General features: G+C 69.5%; 15 protein-coding genes. 9 read left to right on the top strand and 6 right to left on the bottom strand.

Annotated elements, in window-relative coordinates:
• Positions 1-1,485: non-reducing end alpha-L-arabinofuranosidase family hydrolase (locus IEZ31_RS43650; protein WP_229836704.1), on the top strand; the 1,485-nt coding region annotated here is incomplete at its 5' end.
• Positions 1,486-1,614: 129 nt separating this feature from the next.
• Complete coding sequence (locus IEZ31_RS43655; protein WP_190256031.1) at positions 1,615-2,883, top strand: CE1 family esterase; 1,269 nt, start codon at positions 1,615-1,617, stop codon at positions 2,881-2,883.
• A 154-nt stretch (positions 2,884-3,037) separates the two neighbouring features.
• On the opposite strand, the gene IEZ31_RS43660 is transcribed toward IEZ31_RS43655, so the two are convergent.
• The 4 genes from IEZ31_RS43660 to trxA form a co-directional block, all read right to left on the bottom strand.
• Complete coding sequence (locus IEZ31_RS43660) at positions 3,038-3,175, bottom strand: hypothetical protein (protein ID WP_190256032.1); 138 nt, start codon at positions 3,173-3,175, stop codon at positions 3,038-3,040.
• 305 nt (positions 3,176-3,480) lie between these two features.
• Positions 3,481-3,930 (bottom strand): DUF1931 family protein, encoded by a 450-nt coding sequence (locus tag IEZ31_RS43665; RefSeq protein WP_190256033.1) that lies wholly within the window; start codon positions 3,928-3,930, stop codon positions 3,481-3,483.
• A gap of 218 nt (positions 3,931-4,148) precedes the next feature.
• Positions 4,149-5,564 (bottom strand): glutamate decarboxylase, encoded by a 1,416-nt coding sequence (gene gad, locus IEZ31_RS43670; protein WP_190256034.1) that lies wholly within the window; start codon positions 5,562-5,564, stop codon positions 4,149-4,151.
• A 638-nt stretch (positions 5,565-6,202) separates the two neighbouring features.
• Entirely contained in the window at positions 6,203-6,637 is a 435-nt protein-coding gene (gene trxA, locus IEZ31_RS43675) for a thioredoxin (RefSeq protein ID WP_190256035.1), read from the bottom strand.
• 320 nt (positions 6,638-6,957) lie between these two features.
• Here trxA and IEZ31_RS43680 point away from each other — a divergent pair, with 320 nt between their 5' ends.
• The 7 genes from IEZ31_RS43680 (at position 6,958) to clpB (ending at position 16,354) form a co-directional block, all read left to right on the top strand.
• Positions 6,958-8,382, top strand: a complete 1,425-nt coding sequence (locus tag IEZ31_RS43680) for an NAD-dependent succinate-semialdehyde dehydrogenase (RefSeq protein WP_190256036.1) — start codon at positions 6,958-6,960, stop codon at positions 8,380-8,382.
• Between the two features lie 270 nt (positions 8,383-8,652).
• Positions 8,653-9,414 (top strand): DUF2267 domain-containing protein, encoded by a 762-nt coding sequence (locus IEZ31_RS43685; RefSeq protein ID WP_229836706.1) that lies wholly within the window; start codon positions 8,653-8,655, stop codon positions 9,412-9,414.
• A 626-nt stretch (positions 9,415-10,040) separates the two neighbouring features.
• Positions 10,041-11,933, top strand: coding sequence for a molecular chaperone DnaK (dnaK, locus tag IEZ31_RS43690; RefSeq protein WP_190256038.1), 1,893 nt, complete (start codon positions 10,041-10,043; stop codon positions 11,931-11,933).
• A 3-nt stretch (positions 11,934-11,936) separates the two neighbouring features.
• The gene (locus IEZ31_RS43695) at positions 11,937-12,479 is read left to right on the top strand and encodes a nucleotide exchange factor GrpE (RefSeq protein WP_190256039.1); all 543 of its coding nucleotides are present in this window, start codon (positions 11,937-11,939) and stop codon (positions 12,477-12,479) included.
• The gene (locus tag IEZ31_RS43700) at positions 12,472-13,434 is read left to right on the top strand and encodes a DnaJ C-terminal domain-containing protein (RefSeq protein WP_229836707.1); all 963 of its coding nucleotides are present in this window, start codon (positions 12,472-12,474) and stop codon (positions 13,432-13,434) included. The genes IEZ31_RS43695 and IEZ31_RS43700 overlap by 8 nt, the downstream gene beginning before the upstream one ends.
• The gene (locus IEZ31_RS43705; RefSeq protein ID WP_190256041.1) at positions 13,431-13,730 is read left to right on the top strand and encodes a chaperone modulator CbpM; all 300 of its coding nucleotides are present in this window, start codon (positions 13,431-13,433) and stop codon (positions 13,728-13,730) included. Before IEZ31_RS43700 ends, IEZ31_RS43705 begins: the two co-directional genes overlap by 4 nt.
• Entirely contained in the window at positions 13,712-16,354 is a 2,643-nt protein-coding gene (gene clpB, locus IEZ31_RS43710; RefSeq protein ID WP_190256042.1) for an ATP-dependent chaperone ClpB, read from the top strand. Before IEZ31_RS43705 ends, clpB begins: the two co-directional genes overlap by 19 nt.
• Before the next feature lie 215 nt (positions 16,355-16,569).
• On the opposite strand, the gene IEZ31_RS43715 is transcribed toward clpB, so the two are convergent.
• Positions 16,570-17,247: a BON domain-containing protein gene (locus IEZ31_RS43715; RefSeq protein ID WP_190256043.1), complete on the bottom strand. Its 678-nt coding sequence runs from the start codon at positions 17,245-17,247 to the stop codon at positions 16,570-16,572.
• Positions 17,248-17,365: 118 nt separating this feature from the next.
• A complete protein-coding gene (locus tag IEZ31_RS43720; RefSeq protein ID WP_308429497.1) occupies positions 17,366-19,045 on the bottom strand; it encodes an FAD-dependent oxidoreductase in 1,680 nt (559 codons plus the stop codon).
• Positions 19,046-19,063: the final 18 nt, after the last annotated feature.

Genomic DNA, 19,063 nt, shown 5'->3' on the forward strand with positions numbered 1-19,063 from the left:
ACCGAGAGCCCGCTGCTCTTCGACGGCGGCGGCAACAAGAAGGCCGCCTACAACTCCGTGCTCAACGCCCTCAACGCGGCCGGCCCGACCACCTCGCCGACCACGAGCCCGACGGCGAGCACCTCACCCAACACGCCCGGTGGCTCGGGCGCGATCGTCGGAGTGCAGTCGGGCCGGTGCATCGACGTGCCCAACGCGACGCAGACCAACGGCACCCGGGTGCAGCTCTACGACTGCCACGGCCAGTCCAACCAGCAGTGGACATACACCGCTGGCAGGCAGCTGCGGGTGTACGGCAGCAAGTGCCTCGACGCCAACGGCCAAGGCACGAGCAACGGTACCGCGGTGATCATCTGGGACTGCAACGGGCAGACGAACCAGCAGTGGAACGTCAACTCCAACGGCACCATCAGCGGCGTACAGTCCGGCCGGTGCCTGGACGTGTGGGGCACCGCCAACGGGCAGCAGATCCAGCTGTACGACTGCCACGGGCAGCCCAACCAGCAGTGGCGGACCAATTTCGTCAGTGGCCCCACCTCACCGCCCCCGTCCTCGCCGTCGCAGTCCCCGAGCGGGTCGTGCTCGCTTCCTTCGTCGTACCGCTGGTCGTCGACGGGTCCGCTGGCGAACCCACAGAACGGGTGGGTGTCGCTCAAGGACTTCACCAACGTCGTCTACAACGGCAAGCACCTGGTCTACGCGTCGAACGTCTCGAGCGGAGGTTCGTATGGCTCGATGAACTTCAGCCTCTTCACGAGCTGGTCCGACATGGCCTCCGCTGGCCAGACCGGCATGGGCCAGGGCACGGTGGCGCCCACGCTGTTCTACTTCGCCCCGAAGAACATCTGGGTGCTTGCCTACCAGTGGGGTCCGAACGCGTTCAACTACAAGACCTCCAGCGACCCGACCAACGCCAACGGCTGGTCCGCGCCGCAGGCGCTGTTCACCGGGAGCATCTCCAACTCCAGCACCGGCGTGATCGATCAGACGCTCATCGGTGACGACCAGAACATGTACCTGTTCTTCGCCGGTGACAACGGCAACATCTACCGGGCCAGCATGCCGATCGGGAACTTCCCCGGCAGCTTCGGCTCGAGCTACACGACGATCATGAGTGACTCGCAGTACAACCTGTTCGAGGGGGTCGAGGTCTACAAGGTCCAGGGCCAGAACCAGTACCTGATGATCGTGGAGGCGATCGGGAGCCAGGGGCGCTACTTCCGCTCGTTCACCTCCAGCAGCCTGAGCGGTTCGTGGACCCCGCAGGCCGCCAGTGAGAGCAACCCCTTCGCAGGCAAGGCCAACAGCGGCGCCACGTGGACCAACGACATCAGCCACGGTGACCTGGTCCGCAGCAACGCCGACCAGACCAAGACCATCGATCCGTGCAACCTCCAGTTCCTTTACCAGGGGAAGAACCCGAGCGCGGGGGGCGACTACAACCTGCTGCCGTGGCGGCCGGCTGTGCTGACTCTGCAGCGCTAGGGATCCGGAACAACTGCACCTGCTGACCGCTCGGGCGTGTCCGGCGCCGCTGGGGCGCCGGACACGCTGCCGTTTGTTCGGCCGGGCGGTGCACGTCCACACGTCGATCCGAGGAAGGGAAGTCGCTCGATGCCCAAGCGCAGATACCTCTTGCCGGCCATCGTGGCCGCGGCGGTCCTCGTCGCCGTCACGACCGGCCAGGCGTTGACCGGCGGCGGTGGTGGAACCGCGGCCGCCGCCAATGGCGCCCTGGCGGCGACGGCCGGATGCGGCAAGGCCCCGACGCTGAGCAGCGGCACGCGCACGATCCAGAGCGGTGGCCAGAACCGCACGTACATCCTGAGGATCCCGGACAACTACAACAACAGTCACCCGTACCGGCTGGTCTTCGCGCTGCACTGGCTGAACGGCTCCGCCGGCAACGTCGCCTCGGCCGGGTACTACGGGCTTCAGTCGCTGTCGAACAACAGCACGATCTTCGTGGCCCCGCAGGGCATCGACAACGGCTGGGCCAACACCAACGGCCGGGACCTGACCCTCGTGGACGACCTGACCCGGCTGATCGAAGGCGACCTCTGCGTCGACACGACGCAGCTCTTCGCCCTGGGTTGGAGCTACGGCGGCGCCATGAGCTACGCGATCGCCTGCGCCCGTCCAACGGTGTTCCGCGCCGTTACCGTCCTGTCCGGCGCGAACCTCAGCGGGTGCAACGGCGGCACCCAGCCGGTCGCGTACTTCGGCATCCACGGCACCCACGACAGCGTCCTCAACATCAGCAACGGACGGTCGCTGCGCGACACCTTCGTGCGCAACAACGGCTGCACGCCGCAGAGTCCGCGCGAACCGGCTCAGGGCAGCCTGACCCACATCACCACCACCTACGCCGGGTGCCGGTCGGGCTACCCGGTCCAGTGGGCCGCGTTCGACGGCGACCACACCCCCAGCCCGGTCGACGGGTCGAGCAGCCCCAACGACGCCATGACGTGGACGTCCGGGGAGATTTGGAGGTTCTTCTCGCAGTTCGAGAGCACCATCCCGCCGAGCAGCGCACCGCCGAGCAGCGCACCGCCGAGTTCGCCGCCCGTCAGCGGCCAGCCCGGCACCTGCACCGCCACGTATCGGGCTGTCAACAGCTGGCCCGGCGGCTTCCAGGGCGAGGTCATCGTCGCCAACAACGGCTCCACCACCCTCAACGGCTGGACCGTCCGCATGACCCTCGCCGGGGGCCAGGCGATCAGCAGCCTCTGGAACGGCGTCAACACCGGGACCACCGGCAACGTCACAGTCCGCAACGCCTCCTACAATGGCACCCTCGGCGCGAACGCCACGACGACCTTCGGGTTCGTCGCAACCGGCAGCGCTACGCCGCCCGGCAACATCACCTGCGCCAGTCCCTAAACGCGAGGCGCATCACCCGGCCCGTCTGCGTGGGATCCAGCGCCGGAGACGGGCCGGGCCGCCGGGCCCACCGCGGCGGACGAGCCACGAATTGGTGAAGCGCTGCACGCCGCGAGGAGCGGCTCGGCCGCGTCGTCGCGGAGCGGCAGCCGGCTCAGTCCGCCACGTGACGGTCGAACCAGGCCAGCATCCGGCTGGGGTCCTTGGCGAAATACAGGTAGCCGTCCCAGCGGCTGGTGCTGCCCTCGATCCAGAACAACTCCTTGTCGGGCATCGGGATGTTCTCGTACATGGACTGCACGTCGCTGGGGTCAGGATGTCGTCCTTGACCTGATAGAGGAAGGTCGCAACGGTGACGGACCTGGCTGCCTCCACCGGCGAGTCGTCATCCAGGCGCAGGCTCGTGTGGCGGCGAATCAGCTCGCCCAGTTCCTCGATGTGGTCGGCGGCGGTCACGCCGGCCAGTTCCAGGGAGCGTTCCAGCGTCACCCGTATGGTCAAGGGCTGGGCAGCGACCATGCAGCTGATGTCGCCGAACGCCTTCGGGTGCAGGGCCATCGCGGACATGGTGGCGTTGGCGCCCATGCATCGGCTCGATCACAGCAGAAGGTTGAAGATCCGGAGTGCTCCCTCCCAGTGTGCGGTCTGCGGGTTCTTCAGCTCCGGGTCCATGATCTTGAAGGTACGCGCGAGTGCGACGCTCAGGCCACCGACGATGCCCGGCAGCCGGCGCTCGGTCTCGTCGCCCAGCGCGAGGTCCAGCGGCGGCCTTGGGGTGAGCGCGTCCAGGATGGGGCGCAGCTCAATCTCTTCGTCGAGGTTCCGGAACTCGTGGATGCGCTCCTGTAGGCCCTTCGTCACCGGCAGGTCGTGCGGCGCGATGACGTCGCGACCGTTCGCCTTCGCCGTGGCCTGTGCGATCAGGAGCAGGTCGTAGACCTTCTGCTCGACAAAGTCGCTGTAGCGTTTGAGGTCGTTCTTGTCCAAGTCCAGGCTCGCCGCCGCCCGGAAGAAGCGTTCGAATCGGTCGATGGCCAGCACCGGCATCCCGGTACCTCCTGTTCTGTGAGTCGTCGGTAGCTACCCGCAATCGAGCCGCGCATGCGCCGTCGTACCCCAGCGGCTGAGGGCAGCGTCGCTTGATTCGATCAGGGCCCGCGGATGGCCGTACACGCGGACCGAGTTTGGTCCGGGCGAGGGCGACCTGGACGGTGTCCGGTGCCGGCTTGCTCGCGTGATCCGCAAGGCCGGGCGGCCGCTGGTGGTCATCCGCGATCAGTGAGACGGCCGGCGCCGTGCGCGAACGACACCGACTCCGGGCCGTGGACGGGGGCGGCCTGCCGCTCGAGCCGGCTCAGCGCCCGGCGCAGATCGCTCAGCAGCAGGCCGGCCAGATCGTGGCTGAACCCGTTGCGCACCACGATACGCAGCACCGCCAGGTCGGTGCGGTGCTCGGGGAACGTGTACGCCGGTACGATCCAGCCGCTCTCACGCAGCTCCAATGAGACGTCGAACACGCTGTACGCGGTGATGTCCTCGCGCAGCGCGACCGCCAGCACCGGCAGCTCGTCGCCCCTGGTGAGCACCCGGAACGGCCCCAGCTCGGTGATCCGGTCTGCCAGGGCTGCCGCGACCTCCCGGCTGTAGAACTGCACTCTGCGGTACCCGTCGAAGCCGAGGCGCAGGAAGTTGTAATACTGCGCGACGACCTGCGAGCCAGGACGGGAGAACGTGAGCGCGAACGTCGGCATCTCGCCACCCAGATAGTTGACCCGGAACACCAGATCCTCCGGCAGCGCGGCAGCGGCCCGCCAGACCACCCAGCCGAGGCCCGGGGAGACGAGGCCGTACTTGTGCCCGGACACGTTGATCGAGGCGACCCTGGGCAGCCGGAAATCCCAGTCCAGGTCCGGGTCGCAGAACGGCGCGATCATCCCGCCGGACGCCGCGTCGACATGCACCGGGATGTCCCATCCGGTGCGCCCGTGCAACTCGTCCAGGGCGGCGCAGATGTCCGCGACCGGCTCGTAGCTGCCGTCGAAGGTGGAACCCAGGATGGCCACCACGCCGATCGTGTTCTCGTCGCAGCGCTCCACGGTCGCGGGCCCCGACAGATGGAACCGATCCCCCTCCATCGGTACCAGCCGAGCTTCCACATCCCAGTAGTTGGCGAACTTCTGCCAGCAGACTTGGGTGTTGATCCCCATGACGATGTTCGGCCGCTGTGTCGGCAGTCCCGCAGCGTGGCGCGCGTGCTGCCAGCGGCGCTTGAGGGCCAGCCCACCGAGCATGCACGCCTCGCTCGAACCGGACGTCGAGCAGCCTGGCGCCCGCCCTGCGTCGGGGGCGTGCCAGAGCCCAGCCAGCATCCGCACGCAACGGATCTCAAGGTCGGCGGTGCGCGGGTACTCGTCCCGGTCGATCATGTTCTTGGTGAGGCTTTCGGTCGCCAGCCGAGTGGCCTCAGGCTCCATCCAGGTGGTGACGAATGTGGCGAGGTTGAGCCGCGGGTTGCCGTCGAGCAGCAGCTCGTCGTGGACCACCTGGTAGGCGACCTGCGGGTCGAGCTCGGTGTGCGGGAACCGGTCCCGCGGGATCCGAACCGGCTCCCTGGTGAACAGCGGGTTCACCGAGAGGTCCGGCCGCGGGGCTTCCCGGTCGTACTCGGGGAGTGACGACATGTCCTGACCTCCTGTTCGCTTCTGCGCTCGCGCCTCAGCGCTTCAATGCCACGTCGATCGCGTCGCGCAGCGCCCTCGGGTTGTGCCATACATCGACGGCCCCCACATCCCCGTGCGGCGCGAATCCCGTCGTCGTCGCGGCAGTCGCGGTCCGGTCCGAGCCGGTGGTCCAAGATCCGGCTGGCGCCCATCCCGATGGCCCGGTGGATCGCGACGGTCGCCGCGTCCCGCTCGTACTGCCGCAACGCCTGCCCCCACGACACCGGTGTAGGTAGGTCGTATCGGCAGCGTGCCGTCGAGGTCGCCGAACAGTCCATTGGTCACGGCGGCGGCCTACCCATGCGCGCGGTGATCATGCCCAGGGCCCGCCTCACCCTGGCGAGAGGGTACGGATCGGCCTGGGCCGGCTGCACACCGTGAGCTGCCAACCCTCGTGCAACCTCCGGCGGCGGGCGGCGTCGATCAGCTGTGACAGCTCGGCGGGGCCGTCGACAAGCCGATCGACGATGACGCGAACGGTCCACACAACGCCCGGCGAACCGCTGGCGAGCATATCCGGAAGCTGGCCGACAACCTGCCGGGCCAGCTCGGCGGCCGGTCCGGGCGATCAGCCTCGCGTCGTCGCGCCGCCGAGGTGATCAGCGGATGCCCGCAAGGGTTGTGTCGGCCCATCGCCGCAACGCAGACGCGGGCGCGGCGCCCGACTTGCGCGCGAGGACCTTGCCGTCGTGCATGATCAGGAGTGTCGGCACCGCCTTCACGTCGAAGCGCCGGGACAGCGTCGGAGCAGCGTCCACGTCGACCTTGACGAGCTTCACGTTGCCGGCGAGCTCCCGTGCGACCTGCTCCAGGGCGGGAGTTACCATGCGGCAAGGTCCGCACCAGGTCGCCCACAGGTCGACCACCACGGGAAGGGCCGACTGCTCAGCTACTGCGGCGAACGTGGTGTCGGTCGCGTCGGCGATCCACGGCAGGGCCTGATGGCAGTTGCCGCACCGCGGGACGCCGGGGGACGCCCCGGGGACGCGGTTCCTGCGCCCGCAGTGTGAGCAGACGACTATCTGACCGCTCATGCGCGGGATCTGCCCGCAGCCGTGGCGGTTATGCGGTGTGCGCCGACGTCAGATCCCCGGCGCGGCGACCCGTTCCGCCCGGTCACGCGTACGCCCGGCCCTACGGTCACAGCTCTTGGGCACACGGAGACCGGCCGGGTGCTCGGTCACGAGAATCCCGGGTCCTGCCCCGTTGGCCAGCAGGCAGTTCCACCATCCGCATGCTCGACGTCTTCATCGCCTTGCATTACCTCGGCCCCGGGTGGGCAAACCCCGGTTGGTTCAGGCGGTGCTCGCGGGGTATGAGTCTGGGTTCCAATCGTTGCGTGAGGGAGTAACCCATGTCTACGTCCTCCGCCGTCCGGCACAGCCCGATCGCCACCGTCAACCCCTACAACAACCAGCTCGTTCGTGAGTTCCCGCCGATGAGCCGGGAGGCCGTCGACAACGCAGCGCAGAACGCGCAGCACGCATTCCAGTCCTGGCGCCGGGTCGGCGTCGACGAACGGGCCACGCTGGTCGGCCGGGCCGCGCGGCTGCTGCGGGAGCGCGGCGAGGAACTGGCCCAGCTGGTGACGCTGGAGATGGGCAAGCTCATCGGGCACAGCCGCGCCGAGATGGACCTGTCCGCGAGGATCCTGCAGTACTGCGCCGACGAAGGGCCCGGGCTGCTCGCCGACGAGCCGTTAGAGCTCGACGGTGGGTCGGCCGCCGTCGTCAACGATCCTCTGGGTGTGATCGTGGGCGCCCAGCCGTGGAACTTTCCGGTGTACCAGGTGGTGCGGTTCGCCGGACCGAATCTGGTGCTGGGCAACACGATCCTGCTCAAGCACGCGAGCAACACCCCGCAAACGGCGCTCGCCATGGAACGGCTGTTCACCGACGCGGGGATACCACAGGGGGTGTACACCAACCTGCTGATCACCGGCTCCGAGGTCGACCGCGTCGTGGAACTCGACGTCGTGCGCGGCGCGTCGCTGACCGGCAGCGAGCGGGGCGGCGCCAGCGTTGGGGCCTCCGCCGGCCGTAACATGAAGAAGAGCGTCCTGGAACTGGGCGGCAGCGACCCGTTCATCGTTCTCGACGGCGACAACCTCGACCACACCGTCGATGCGGCTATGGCGGGACGCATGCACAACATGGGGCAGAGCTGCGTGAGCGCGAAGCGGATGATCGTGATGTCCAGCGCCTTCGACCGGTTCGTGACCGAGTTTGCCCAGCGCATGCGCGCGCTGCAGCCCGGTGATCCCGCCGACGAGGCGACCACGCTGGCGCCGCTGTCCTCGGAGCGGGCCGCCGAAAAGCTGTCGGACCAGGTCCTTGATGCACTCGACAAGGGCGCCATTGCAGTCGTCGGTGGCGGGCGGGTCGATCGCCCCGGCGCATTCGTGCAACCCACGGTCCTCGTCGGCGTGACCCCGATGATGCGCGCCTTCCATGAGGAACTGTTCGGTCCTGTCGCCGTTGTCTATCAGGTGCACAGCGACGACGAGGCGGTCGAAGTCGCCAACGACTCGCCCTACGGCCTCGGCGGTGCCGTGTTCGGCAGCGATCCTGCGCGGGCCCGGTCGGTCGCACGCCGGATCGACAGCGGGATGGTGTGGATCAACCACCCGACGTCGTCCGAGCCGAACCTTCCCTTCGGCGGCATCAAGCTGTCCGGGTACGGACGGGAGCTGTCCTCGATCGGCTTCAAGGAGTTCGCCAACCGGAAGCTGGTCGTGACCATGCCCGCGGACACGCCCATCACCGACGCTCTCGGCTGACCGCACGGGCTACCCGCGCGGTCGGTGGTCATGTCGGCCGGCGAGGTTCATCCGGACCAGGGGAAACACATTCTCGCACACCAGCCCAGGATCGAAGGTGATGCAGCCACCGAAACCTTCGAGGGAGCCGTCGGCCACGAAGGGAATCGATCTTCCGCCAGCAGGCCCGTGCGGGCCAGGCGGGAACGACCGGCCAGGGTGGCCAGAGCGGGCAGGGCGAGCGGCATTGACCTGACCGACCAGACAGACGCTGGCAGGACGGTGACACGGATGGCAGTGCAGTACGAAGAGCTAATTCGCCCGGTCCGGCAGAGCCTCGGGGACGACGAGACCGCGCTGCGGGCGGTCCGCGCCACCCTCGAGACTCTGGCTGAGCGGATCGGCAAGGACGAGGCGCTGCATCTGGTCCCCGCCCTGCCGCCCGAGGTGGCGCCGTGGCTGTTCACCGCCGGCCCGGCGCAACGGTTCGATTCCGCCGGCTTCGTGAGCCGGGTGGCCCACCGGGAGGACGCGCCGGTCGAGGCGGCGCAGCGGCATGCGGCGGTGGTGATGACAGCACTGGGTCAGGCGCTGGACGACGAGACCTACCGGCACCTCACGGCACGGCTCCCCCGCACGTTCGCGCCCCTGCTGCCGAAGGGGGAATTCGCTGGCGGTGTCCCAGCGGACAGCTTCGTGCGTAGGGTCGCGGACCGGGCCGGGCTCGATCCGGCGGAGGCGCAGCGCGTGGCGGAGGTCGTCCTGGAGATCCTGGCCCGGCGGATCGGCGGCGAGGCCGAGGACCTGATGACGTTCCTGCCGGTACAGCTGCATCCGGCGCTGCGGCGGGGCCAGGAGACACCCGATCCGGACCTGGCTCCGGAGGAGTTCGTCGTCGAGGTCATCCGGCGCACCGGGTTCCCCCAGGACCGCGTGATCCGGTACATCCGTGCCGTGCTGTCGACGGTGCGGGACGTCGTGGACGACGAGGAGTTCTTCGACGTGCAGGTGCAACTGCCCGGCCGGTACCGCGAGCTGTTGCGGGAGCCGTGAACGCACCGGTCTCACCCGCGAAGGATGGGCACCGTCGCCCCGACGCGGCGAAGGCTCGAAAGATGGGGCCGCGAAGGGAGGGGTCATGGCTACTACCCGGTCACTGGGACGCAGCGACCTCGAGATCCAGCGTGACGTGCTCAACGAGCTGCGCTGGGCTACAGCTCAATGACGTCGCCGTCTCGGTGCACGACGCGTACGGCGGGTGAAGGGAGTGCAGGCGGTCGCCAACGACATCGAGGTCCGGTTGCCGATCGACGCGCAGCGCCCGGACCCCGACATCGCCGCCGCGGTCCGTGCTCTGCAGTGGACATTTGTGCCGGCGGACCAAGTGGGAGTACGAGCGGCGGGCCGCCGAGCACGCGTGCTCGCGCTGACCGGCGTCCGGGGGGTGACACCACGGCCCGCTCGGCGCTGGCGGGAGCCGGCACCGGCGCCTGATTCGGCCTGCTGATCGCGGTGGCCGGCGGGACTTCAGCTCCGCGAGCGCCATCCAGGCGAACACCTACTCGGTGATGGTCGACGCCGAGTACGCCGAACGGGCGCGGCAGCTGCTCAGCACGCAGGCACGCTGACCGAACGTCCGAGACAGGCGAGCGTCCGCACAAGCGAGAGGAGACCGACTCATGGCCAGGGCTGTAGGGATCGACCTGGGCACGACCAACTCGGTGATCGCGGCGTTCGAGGGCGGTCAGGCGACGGTCGTGCCCAACGCGGAGGGCAGCCGCACGACACCGTCGGTGGTGGCCTACACCGACACGGGCGAGCGCCTCGTCGGGCAGTTGGCGAGGCGGCAGGCGGTGCTGAACCCGAAGGGCACGATCTACTCGGCGAAGCGGTTCGTCGGCCGCAAGTTCGGCGAGGTCGCCGAGGAGATCAAGACGGTGACCTACGACGTCGCGCCGGGTCCGGACGGCATGGTGCGCTTCGAGGTGCGCGGCAAGCTGGTCTCGCCGGAGGAGGTTTCCGCGCAGATCCTGCGCAAGCTCGCCGACGACGCCGGCAAGTATCTGGGGGAGAGGGTCACCGAGGCGGTGATCACGGTCCCGGCGTACTTCAACGACGCCCAGCGGCAGGCGACCAAGGACGCCGGCAAGATCGCCGGTCTCGAGGTCCTGCGGATCATCAACGAGCCCACCGCCGCCGCGCTCGCGTACGGGCTGGACAAGAAGGGCCACGAGACGGTCCTCGTGTTCGACCTTGGCGGCGGCACGTTCGACGTGAGCATCCTCGACGTCGGCGACGGCGTGGTCGAGGTGCGCGCCACGGCCGGCGACACCCACCTCGGCGGCGACAACTTCGACCACCGGCTCGTCGACTCCCTCGCCGAGGAGTTCAAGCGGGAGCAGGGCATCGACCTGCGCAAGGACCCGCAGGCGCTGCAGCGGCTCACCGAGGCCGCGGAGCGGGCCAAGATCGAGCTGTCGACGGTGACGCAGACGCAGGTGAACCTGCCGTTCATCACCGCCGACGCAAGCGGGCCGAAGCACCTCACGGCGACGGTGACGCGGGCCCAGTTCGAGGAGCTGACCCACGACCTGCTGGAGCGGACAATGGGTCCGGTCAAGCAGGCGATGAGCGACGCCAAGGTGAGCGTGGACGACCTCGACGAGGTCATCCTCGTCGGCGGCGCGACGCGGATGCCCGCGGTGCAGGCCCTCGTTCGCCGGCTGACCGGCGGCAAGGAACCCAACATGACGGTCAACCCCGACGAGGTGGTCGCGCTCGGCGCGGCGATCCAGGCCGGGGTGCTCAAGGGCGAGGTGCAGGACGTCGTGCTGCTCGACGTCACCCCGCTCTCGCTCGGGGTCGAGACCCTGGGCGGGCTCATGACGAAGGTCATCGAGCGCAACACCACCATCCCGACCCGGCGCAGCGAGGTGTTCTCCACCGCGGAGGACAACCAGCCCGCCGTCGACGTCGTGGTGCTGCAGGGCGAGCGGGAACGCGCCGCCGACAACCGGGTCCTCGGCCGGATGCGGCTGGAGAACATCCGCCCGGCCCCGCGCGGCGTGCCGCAGATCGAGGTCACCTACGACATCGACGCCAACGGCATCCTCAACGTCTCCGCCCGCGATAAGGACACGAACGCGGAACAGAAGATCACCATCACCGAGAGCGGCACGCTCGACACCTCCGAGGTCGAACGGCTGGTCCGCGAGGCCGAACAGCACCGGGCCGAGGACCAGCGCATGCGCGAGGAGATCGACGCCCGCAACGCGCTGGACAGCATCGCCTACCAGGTCGAGCGCCGTCTGGGCGAGCTCGGTGACCAGGTGCCGGAGCACGAGCGGGCCCGCGCCTCGATGCTCGTCGAGGAGGCGCGGCAGGCGGTGCGTGACCGGGCGCCGCTGGACCGGGTCCGGCAGCTGACCGGGGATCTCCAGCAGGCGGTGTACTCGCTGAGTGCCCAGCCCGCCGGGGCGCCGGCAGGGCAGGGACCGGGCGGGCAGCAATCCGCCGGTGCCCGCGCCCAGGGCAGCGACGACGTCATCGACGCCGACTTCTCCACGGGGTGAGCCATGACCGAGCCGATCGCCTCCGCTCTGCCGACACCGCCGCCCGGCAGCGACGAGGTCGCCGAGCTCACCGATCGTTGGCACCGGGCGCTCGCCGAGGTGGAGAACACCCGCAAGGCGGCCGACCGCGACACGGCGGCGCTGCTGCAGTCCGAGCGGCTCGCCGTGTCCGCGGCGTGGCTGCCCGTCCTCGACCACCTCGACCTGGCGCTGCGGCACGCCGACGCCGACCCGCAGTCGATCGTCGCGGGCGTGCAGCAGGTACGCGAGCAGGCCGTGCGCATCCTGTCGCAGCTCGGCTTCGAGCCGATCGACACGCCGGGCGTACCGTTCGACCCGCAACGGCACGAGGCCGCCGAGGCGGTCCGGGACACCAGCGCCGAGCCCGGCACGGTGGTACGGGTGCTGCGGCCCGGGTTCGCGGGCGGGGACCGGCTGCTGCGGCCCGCCGTGGTTGTCGTGAACGCGCTGCCGGAGCTGCCCAGGGACACCACCGCCGGCACCGGGGATGACGCCCGACGGGACGGTGAAGCGGACGGTGGCTGACGGAACCGACTTCTACGAGGTGCTCGGCGTGCCCCGGGACGCTGACGCGGAACAGATCCAGCGTGCGTATCGCACCCTGGCGCGCCGCCACCACCCGGACGTCAACAAGTCGCCGGGTGCGGAGGACCGGTTCAAGAAGATCAACGAGGCGTACGCCGTGCTGTCGGACCCGAAGAGCCGGCGCAAGTACGACCGGTTCGGCGATGCGTGGCGGCAGGTGCCCGACGACTACGAACAGGCGGGTGCGCGGGCCGGCGCCCGGGCCGGCGGGGGCGGCGCCGGGTTCGGAAGCTTCGGCGGGTTCGGCGGCCCGCGAGAGTACTCGTCCCGCGCCGGCGGCGGGATCGACGTCGAGGACCTGCTGGAGGGCCTGTTCGGTCAGCGGTCTGGCCGGGCGCGCGGCTACGGGCCCTCGCCTGGCGCCGACACCGAGGCCGAGATCACGATCACCGTCGAGGACGCCTACCACGGTGGCCGGCGCCGGATCACGCTGCCGGACCCGAACGGGCAGCCGCGGCAGTACGAGGTGAACATTCCGGCCGGGGTCACCGAGGGCCAACGGATCCGGCTCGCCGGGCAGGGTTCCTCGGGCGCGGGCGGCGGACCCCCCGGCGACCTGTACCTCGTCGTCCACCTGGCGCCGCACCCGCGCTACCACGTCGAGGGCCGCGACATCATCGCGGACCTGCCGGTGGCGCCCTGGGAAGCGGCCCTCGGCGCGACCGTGCCGATGGAGACCCCCGGCGGGGCTGTGCAGGTGCGGGTGCCCGCGGGCTCGTCGTGCGGGCGGCGCCTGCGGCTGCGCGAGCGCGGCCTGCCGAACCCGCGGGGCAAGCCCGGTGACCTGTTCGCGACGGTCAGGATCGTGGTGCCGACGCGGCTGCCCGAGGAGGAGCGCCGCCTCTTCGAACGGCTGGCGAAGGTGTCGTCCTTCGATCCACGAGGTGCGACATGAGCTATCCGCTGGTACGGCCGCGTCACCTGTCGTTGGACGCGTTCGCCGGCGCCGCCGGACTGCACCCGGACCTGGTCGCCCGGCTGGCCGCCCTCGGACTGTTGGAGCCGTCCGTCGACGCCCGCGGCGTCAGCTGGTTCCGGGAGGCGGACCTGGCCGTCGTGGCGCGGATCCACCGGCTGCACGCCGGGCTCCCGCTCAACTACGCCGCGATCGGTGTCGTGCTCGACCTGCTCGACCGGATCGACCAACTCGAAGCACTGCTCAGGAGGCGGTCATGGACCTCAACCGGCTGACCGAACGATCCCAGCAAGCCCTCCACGACGCCCAGACCAAGGCCCTGCGCTTCGGCCACACCGAGGTCGACGGCGAACACCTGCTGCTCGCCCTGCTCGACCAGCCGGACGGCATCGTCCCACGGCTGCTGGCCACCATGGACGCCGACGTCGACCAGGTCCGCGAACGCGTCGAGGCGGAGCTGAAGCGCCGGCCGTCGGTCTCCGGCCCCGGCGCCCAGCCCGGTCAGGTCATGGTCACCCAGCGGCTCGCCCGGTCGCTCGAGACCGCCGAGCGCGAGGCCGGCCGGCTCAAGGACGAGTACGTCTCCGTCGAGCACCTGCTACTCGCGTTCGTCGACGAGGACACCGGCACGGCCGCCGGCAGGATCCTGCGTGACCTGGGCATCAGCCGGGAGCGGCTGCTCACGGCCCTCACCGGCATGCGCGGCGCGCAGCGGGTCACCTCCGCCAACCCGGAGGCGGCGTACGAGGCCCTGGAGAAGTACGGCCGGGACCTGGTCACCGACGCGCGCGCCGGCCGGCTCGATCCGGTCATCGGCCGCGACGAGGAGATCCGCCGCGTTGTACAGATCGTGTCCCGCAAGACCAAGAACAACCCGGTGCTCATCGGCGACCCCGGCGTCGGCAAGACCGCCATCGTCGAGGGCCTGGCGCAGCGGATCGTCAATCAGGACGTGCCGGAGGGCCTCCGTGACAAGACGATCTTTGCGCTCGACATGGGCTCGCTGGTCGCCGGGGCGAAGTACCGCGGCGAGTTCGAGGAGCGGCTCAAGGCGGTGCTGTCCGAGGTAACCGCCGCGGAGGGACGCATCCTGCTGTTCATCGACGAGCTGCACACCGTCGTCGGCGCCGGCGCCACCGAGGGAGCCCTCGACGCCGGGAACATGCTCAAGCCCATGCTCGCCCGCGGTGAACTGCGGATGATCGGGGCGACCACGCTCGTCGAGTACCGCAAACACATCGAGAAGGACGCGGCATTCGAACGGCGGGTCCAGCCGATCCTGGTCGAGGAACCGTCACCGGAGGACGCCGTCACGATCCTGCGCGGGCTGCGGGAGCGGTTCGAGGTGTTCCACGGCGTGCGCATCCAGGACGGCGCGCTCATCGCCGCGGTCCAGCTGTCCCACCGGTACATCCCGGACCGCTTCCTGCCAGACAAGGCGATCGACCTCGTCGACGAGGCCTGCGCCATGCTGCGCACCGAGATCGACTCCCAGCCGGCCGAGCTCGACGAGGCCAGCCGCCGGCTGATGCGCCTGGAGATGGAGCAGGCCGCACTGTCCAAAGAGGAGGACCCGGCGAGCGTCGCCCGCCGCGACCAGATCCAGCGGGAGGTCGCCGACCTGCGCGCCCAGGTCGACGCGATGCGGGCCCAGTGGAACGCCGAACGGCAGGCGATCCGCAAGGTCCAGGCGCTGCGGGAGGACATCGAACGCATCCGCCGCGAGGCCGAGCGCGCCGAACGCGCCTACGACCTCGACCGCGCGGCCGAGCTGCGGCTGGGCAAGCTCCCCGAACTGGAGCGGAAGCTGGCGGCCGAGGAGGAGCGGCTCACCTCAAAACAGGGCGGTCACCGGCTCCTGCGCGAGGTGGTCACCCCGGACGAAATCGCGCAGGTCGTGTCCCGGTGGACCCACATACCGACAAGCCGGCTGCTCGAAGGCGAGCGCGAGAAACTACTCCGGCTCGACGAGATCCTGCACGAGCGTGTCATCGGCCAGGACGAGGCGGTGCAGGCGGTCGCCGACGCCATCATCCGGGCCCGCTCCGGCATCCGCGACCCGCGCCGCCCGATCGGCTCGTTCCTCTTCCTCGGCCCGACCGGCGTCGGCAAGACCGAACTGGCCAAGGCGCTCGCCGCCGCGTTGTTTGACACCGACCAGAACATGGTCCGCCTCGACATGAGCGAGTACCAGGAGCGGCACACCGTTTCGCGGCTCGTCGGAGCGCCACCCGGATACGTCGGCTACGAGGAGGGCGGCCAGCTCACCGAGGCGGTCCGCCGCAAGCCGTACGCGGTGCTCCTGCTCGACGAGATCGAGAAAGCCCACACCGACGTGTTCAACATCCTGCTCCAGGTGCTGGACGACGGCCGGCTCACCGACTCGCAGGGCCGCACCGTCGACTTCCGCAACACCGTCATCATCATGACCAGCAACCTCGGCTCCCAGTACCTCCTCGAAGGCGTCACCAGCGACGGAATGCTCACCGAGGAGGCGCGGGCGGCGGTCATGGCCACACTGCGCGGCCACTTCCGGCCCGAGTTCCTCAACCGCGTCGACGACACCGTGCTGTTCAAGCCGTTGACCCTCGAGAAGATCGAACGGGTTGTCGAGCTCATGCTCGACGAGCTGCGTGCGAGGCTGATGACGGAACGTCGCATCTCCCTGCGGGTGACCGAAGCCGCCCGCCGGTACATCGCCGCGGAGGGGTTCGACCCGGTCTTTGGCGCCCGGCCGCTGCGCCGCTATCTGCAGCGGCAGATCGAGACGCCGATCGCCCGCATCCTTCTGCAGGGCCAGATCCACGGCGAAGCGACCATCCAGGTCGACGTCGGCCCCGCCGGCCTCCAGACCGACTGGATCGGCGCACCGGCCGATGCCGGCGCCGCGCCGTCCTAGGTGGCTGGTGTTAAACGCGTCGATCACGTCTTGTGATCGACAAAACACGGCTGTGATGGCCGCTCGGCGCCGAACGGCCGTCGCCGAAGGTCAAGTCGACCCCTTAGCGAGGCCCGAAACCGCGTTTAACACCAGTCACCTAGCCGCGAACGAGACCGCCCGCCCCGACCGTGATGGGTCGGGGCGAGCAGGCTTCTGGTGCTGAGCGGCGCGCATCAAGGGGCGACGACGATGCGGTTCTCGACGGTGGTCACGCCGGGCGCGGACCAGGCGACCCGTTCCGCCTCCCGCCGCTCCGCCCACGACCGGACCCGGCCGGTGAGCACGACCTTGTCCGCCTGTACGTCGACGTTGATGTGTTCGGCGTCGGTCTCGGCACTGCGGATCAGCGCCTCCTCAATCCGCCTGCGCAGTTCTTTCGGCGACGGCTGCACCCGCGGACGTACCGAAAGGAGATTGGTCACCCCGCGCACACCAGGCAGCTTGTCCACGGCGCGTTGCGCGGCCCTGCGCTCATGCTCCCACTCGACCTCGCCACGCAGCGTGACCCAACCTTTCGATACCGTCACCTCGACATGCTCGATCGGGACGAACGCGTCCCATTCCAACGCGCGGACGGCGGCCGAGGCGATCTCGGAGTCCGGCAGCTGCGCCGCGATCGGCAACCGAACCTCGATGTCGTTGACGACCGCCTTCACCCCACGTATCCGGTGCGCCGCCCGCTCGGCGGCCCACTTCTTCGTGTAGTTGTCGGCCCATCCGGCCAACGTCACCACGCCGTCGTGTACCCCGACCGCTATGGCATTGGGCTGCAGGCGGGAATCCCACCGCAGTTCCTCGATCACGTCCCGCTCAATGTCGGCGTCGGCGCGAGTGAAGGTTGCGGTGCTCATGGCTGCTCCTTCCGTCGGGCCACACTCAACCGTTCGTCTCCGCGGCTGACGCGAAACCACCTGGCGGGAGTGACGTGCTCCTCGACCTGTAACGGGGTTGACGAGGAAGTCCGGAGAGCTATCCGAGGGTGGCTGCGGCGTCGTCGGCGACGCGGCCGGTGCTTTGGAGGTACTTCCACACCAGCTGCACTGCCGTGGCGCCTTCGCCCACGGCCGAGGTGACCCGCTTGATCGACCCCCGGCGCACGTCGCCGGCGGCGAACACGCCGGGCAGGTTGGTCTGCAGCAGAGGCCGTCGCTGTGGGCCCGGCTCGTCGCTGTCCGGGCCGGTGAGGATGAAGCCGTCGTCGTCGGTGGTGACCTGACCGGTCAGCCAATCGGTGCACGGCTGCGCGCCGATGAAAACGAACAGCGCACGGGCGGGAATCTCGCGGCGCTGCCCGGTGTGCTCGTCCTCGACCACGAGCCGTTCGAGCGTGTCGCCGCCCAGCAGTTCGCGTACCTCGGTGCGGAGGTGGGTCTCAACGCCCGGTGTCGTCTCGATCCGATCAACCAGGTAGCGCGACATGGTCTCGCCGAGGTCCTTGCAGCGGGCCAGCAGGTGCACGACCCGCGTGTATTTCGACAGGAATAGCGCTGCCTGGCCCGCCGAGTTGCCAGCGCCCACGACCGCGACCGGGTCGTCGCGGCAGAACAGTGCCTCCGACAGGGTCGCCGCGTAGTACACGCTGGTCGCTTCGAACTCTTCGAACCGCGGAACGTCGAGCTTGCGGTACCGGGCGCCGGTCGCGATCAGGACGGTCCGGGCTGTGACCTCACCGCCGTTGTCGAGCTTGATGACGTAGTTGCCACCCCGTTCCTGCAGCCCGCACGCTCGAGCCGGCACAGTGAACGTGGCTCCGAACTTCTCCGCCTGCACGACCGCCCGCTCGGCCAGTTCCCCGCCGGAGATCCCGGCAGGGAAGCCGGGATAGTTCTCGATCCGTGAGGATCGGCCGGCCTGACCGCCGGTGGCGAACTCGTCGAGGGCGACCGTCACCAGCCCCTCCGAGGCGCCGTAGACGGCGGCGGCGAGGCCTGCCGGGCCCGCCCCGACGATGGCGAGGTCGCACACCGTGACGCCAGGTCGGGGTGCGGGCAGGCCCACCGCCTCTGCCAGCTCCGCGTTGCTCGGGTTCCGCAACACCTGCCCGGCCGGGCAGATCACCACCGGAGTCTGTTCCGGTCGCACGTGCAGTTCGCGCAGCAGCGTCTCGGCGTCCTGATCCTTCTCCAGGTCGACCCATTGGTAGGGAATGCGGTTGCGAGCGGCGAACTCGCGCAGCCGCCGGCTGTCGGGCGAGAAGCAGGATCCGATGATCCGAAGCCCGGCACCGCGGCCGATGAGCAGGGAGCGGCGGCTCAGGTACGCCTTCAGGATCAGGTCACCCAGGGTGGAATCCCGCGCGACAACGGCCTTGAGACGGTCGACCGGCACCCTGAGGACCTCGCCCGGCTCGCGCACCTGCGATGTGAAGAAGGCGGCCTGGCCAGTGATCAGACTCAGCTCCCCCAGAAACCGCTTGGGGCCGTGCACGCTGATGACACGTTCGTCGCCGCCGAACCCGTCGACATTGGCTACCTTGCCGGCGAGCACCACGAAGAAGTCGTAGTTCTCCTCACCCTCCCGGATGAGTACCTCGGCGGTCTGTGTGCGGTGGCGCTGGCCCTCGGCGGCGAGGGCCTGGATTTGGGCGTCCTCCAAGCGTGGGTAGGCCCCGTAGCGGTCCGGCGTCTCGAGGAGCACGTTCACATCCACCTCCTCAGCTGGAATTCG

The sequence above is a fragment of the Dactylosporangium sucinum genome (genome assembly GCF_014647515.1).
GTDB classification, from domain to species: domain Bacteria; phylum Actinomycetota; class Actinomycetes; order Mycobacteriales; family Micromonosporaceae; genus Dactylosporangium; species Dactylosporangium sucinum.

Coding starts and splice junctions, on each gene's coding strand:
- gad (WP_190256034.1), bottom strand. CDS start 5,564: ATGTCGTCACTCCCCGAGTACGACCGGGAAGCCCCGCGGCCGGACCTC.
- IEZ31_RS43665 (WP_190256033.1), bottom strand. CDS start 3,930: ATGCCGGTGCTGGCCATCGACCGATTCGAACGCTTCTTCCGGGCGGCG.
- IEZ31_RS43660 (WP_190256032.1), bottom strand. CDS start 3,175: ATGTACGAGAACATCCCGATGCCCGACAAGGAGTTGTTCTGGATCGAG.
- IEZ31_RS43705 (WP_190256041.1), top strand. CDS start 13,431: ATGAGCTATCCGCTGGTACGGCCGCGTCACCTGTCGTTGGACGCGTTC.
- IEZ31_RS43715 (WP_190256043.1), bottom strand. CDS start 17,247: ATGAGCACCGCAACCTTCACTCGCGCCGACGCCGACATTGAGCGGGAC.
- IEZ31_RS43655 (WP_190256031.1), top strand. CDS start 1,615: ATGCCCAAGCGCAGATACCTCTTGCCGGCCATCGTGGCCGCGGCGGTC.
- clpB (WP_190256042.1), top strand. CDS start 13,712: ATGGACCTCAACCGGCTGACCGAACGATCCCAGCAAGCCCTCCACGAC.
- IEZ31_RS43680 (WP_190256036.1), top strand. CDS start 6,958: ATGTCTACGTCCTCCGCCGTCCGGCACAGCCCGATCGCCACCGTCAAC.
- dnaK (WP_190256038.1), top strand. CDS start 10,041: ATGGCCAGGGCTGTAGGGATCGACCTGGGCACGACCAACTCGGTGATC.
- IEZ31_RS43685 (WP_229836706.1), top strand. CDS start 8,653: ATGGCAGTGCAGTACGAAGAGCTAATTCGCCCGGTCCGGCAGAGCCTC.
- IEZ31_RS43695 (WP_190256039.1), top strand. CDS start 11,937: ATGACCGAGCCGATCGCCTCCGCTCTGCCGACACCGCCGCCCGGCAGC.
- trxA (WP_190256035.1), bottom strand. CDS start 6,637: ATGAGCGGTCAGATAGTCGTCTGCTCACACTGCGGGCGCAGGAACCGC.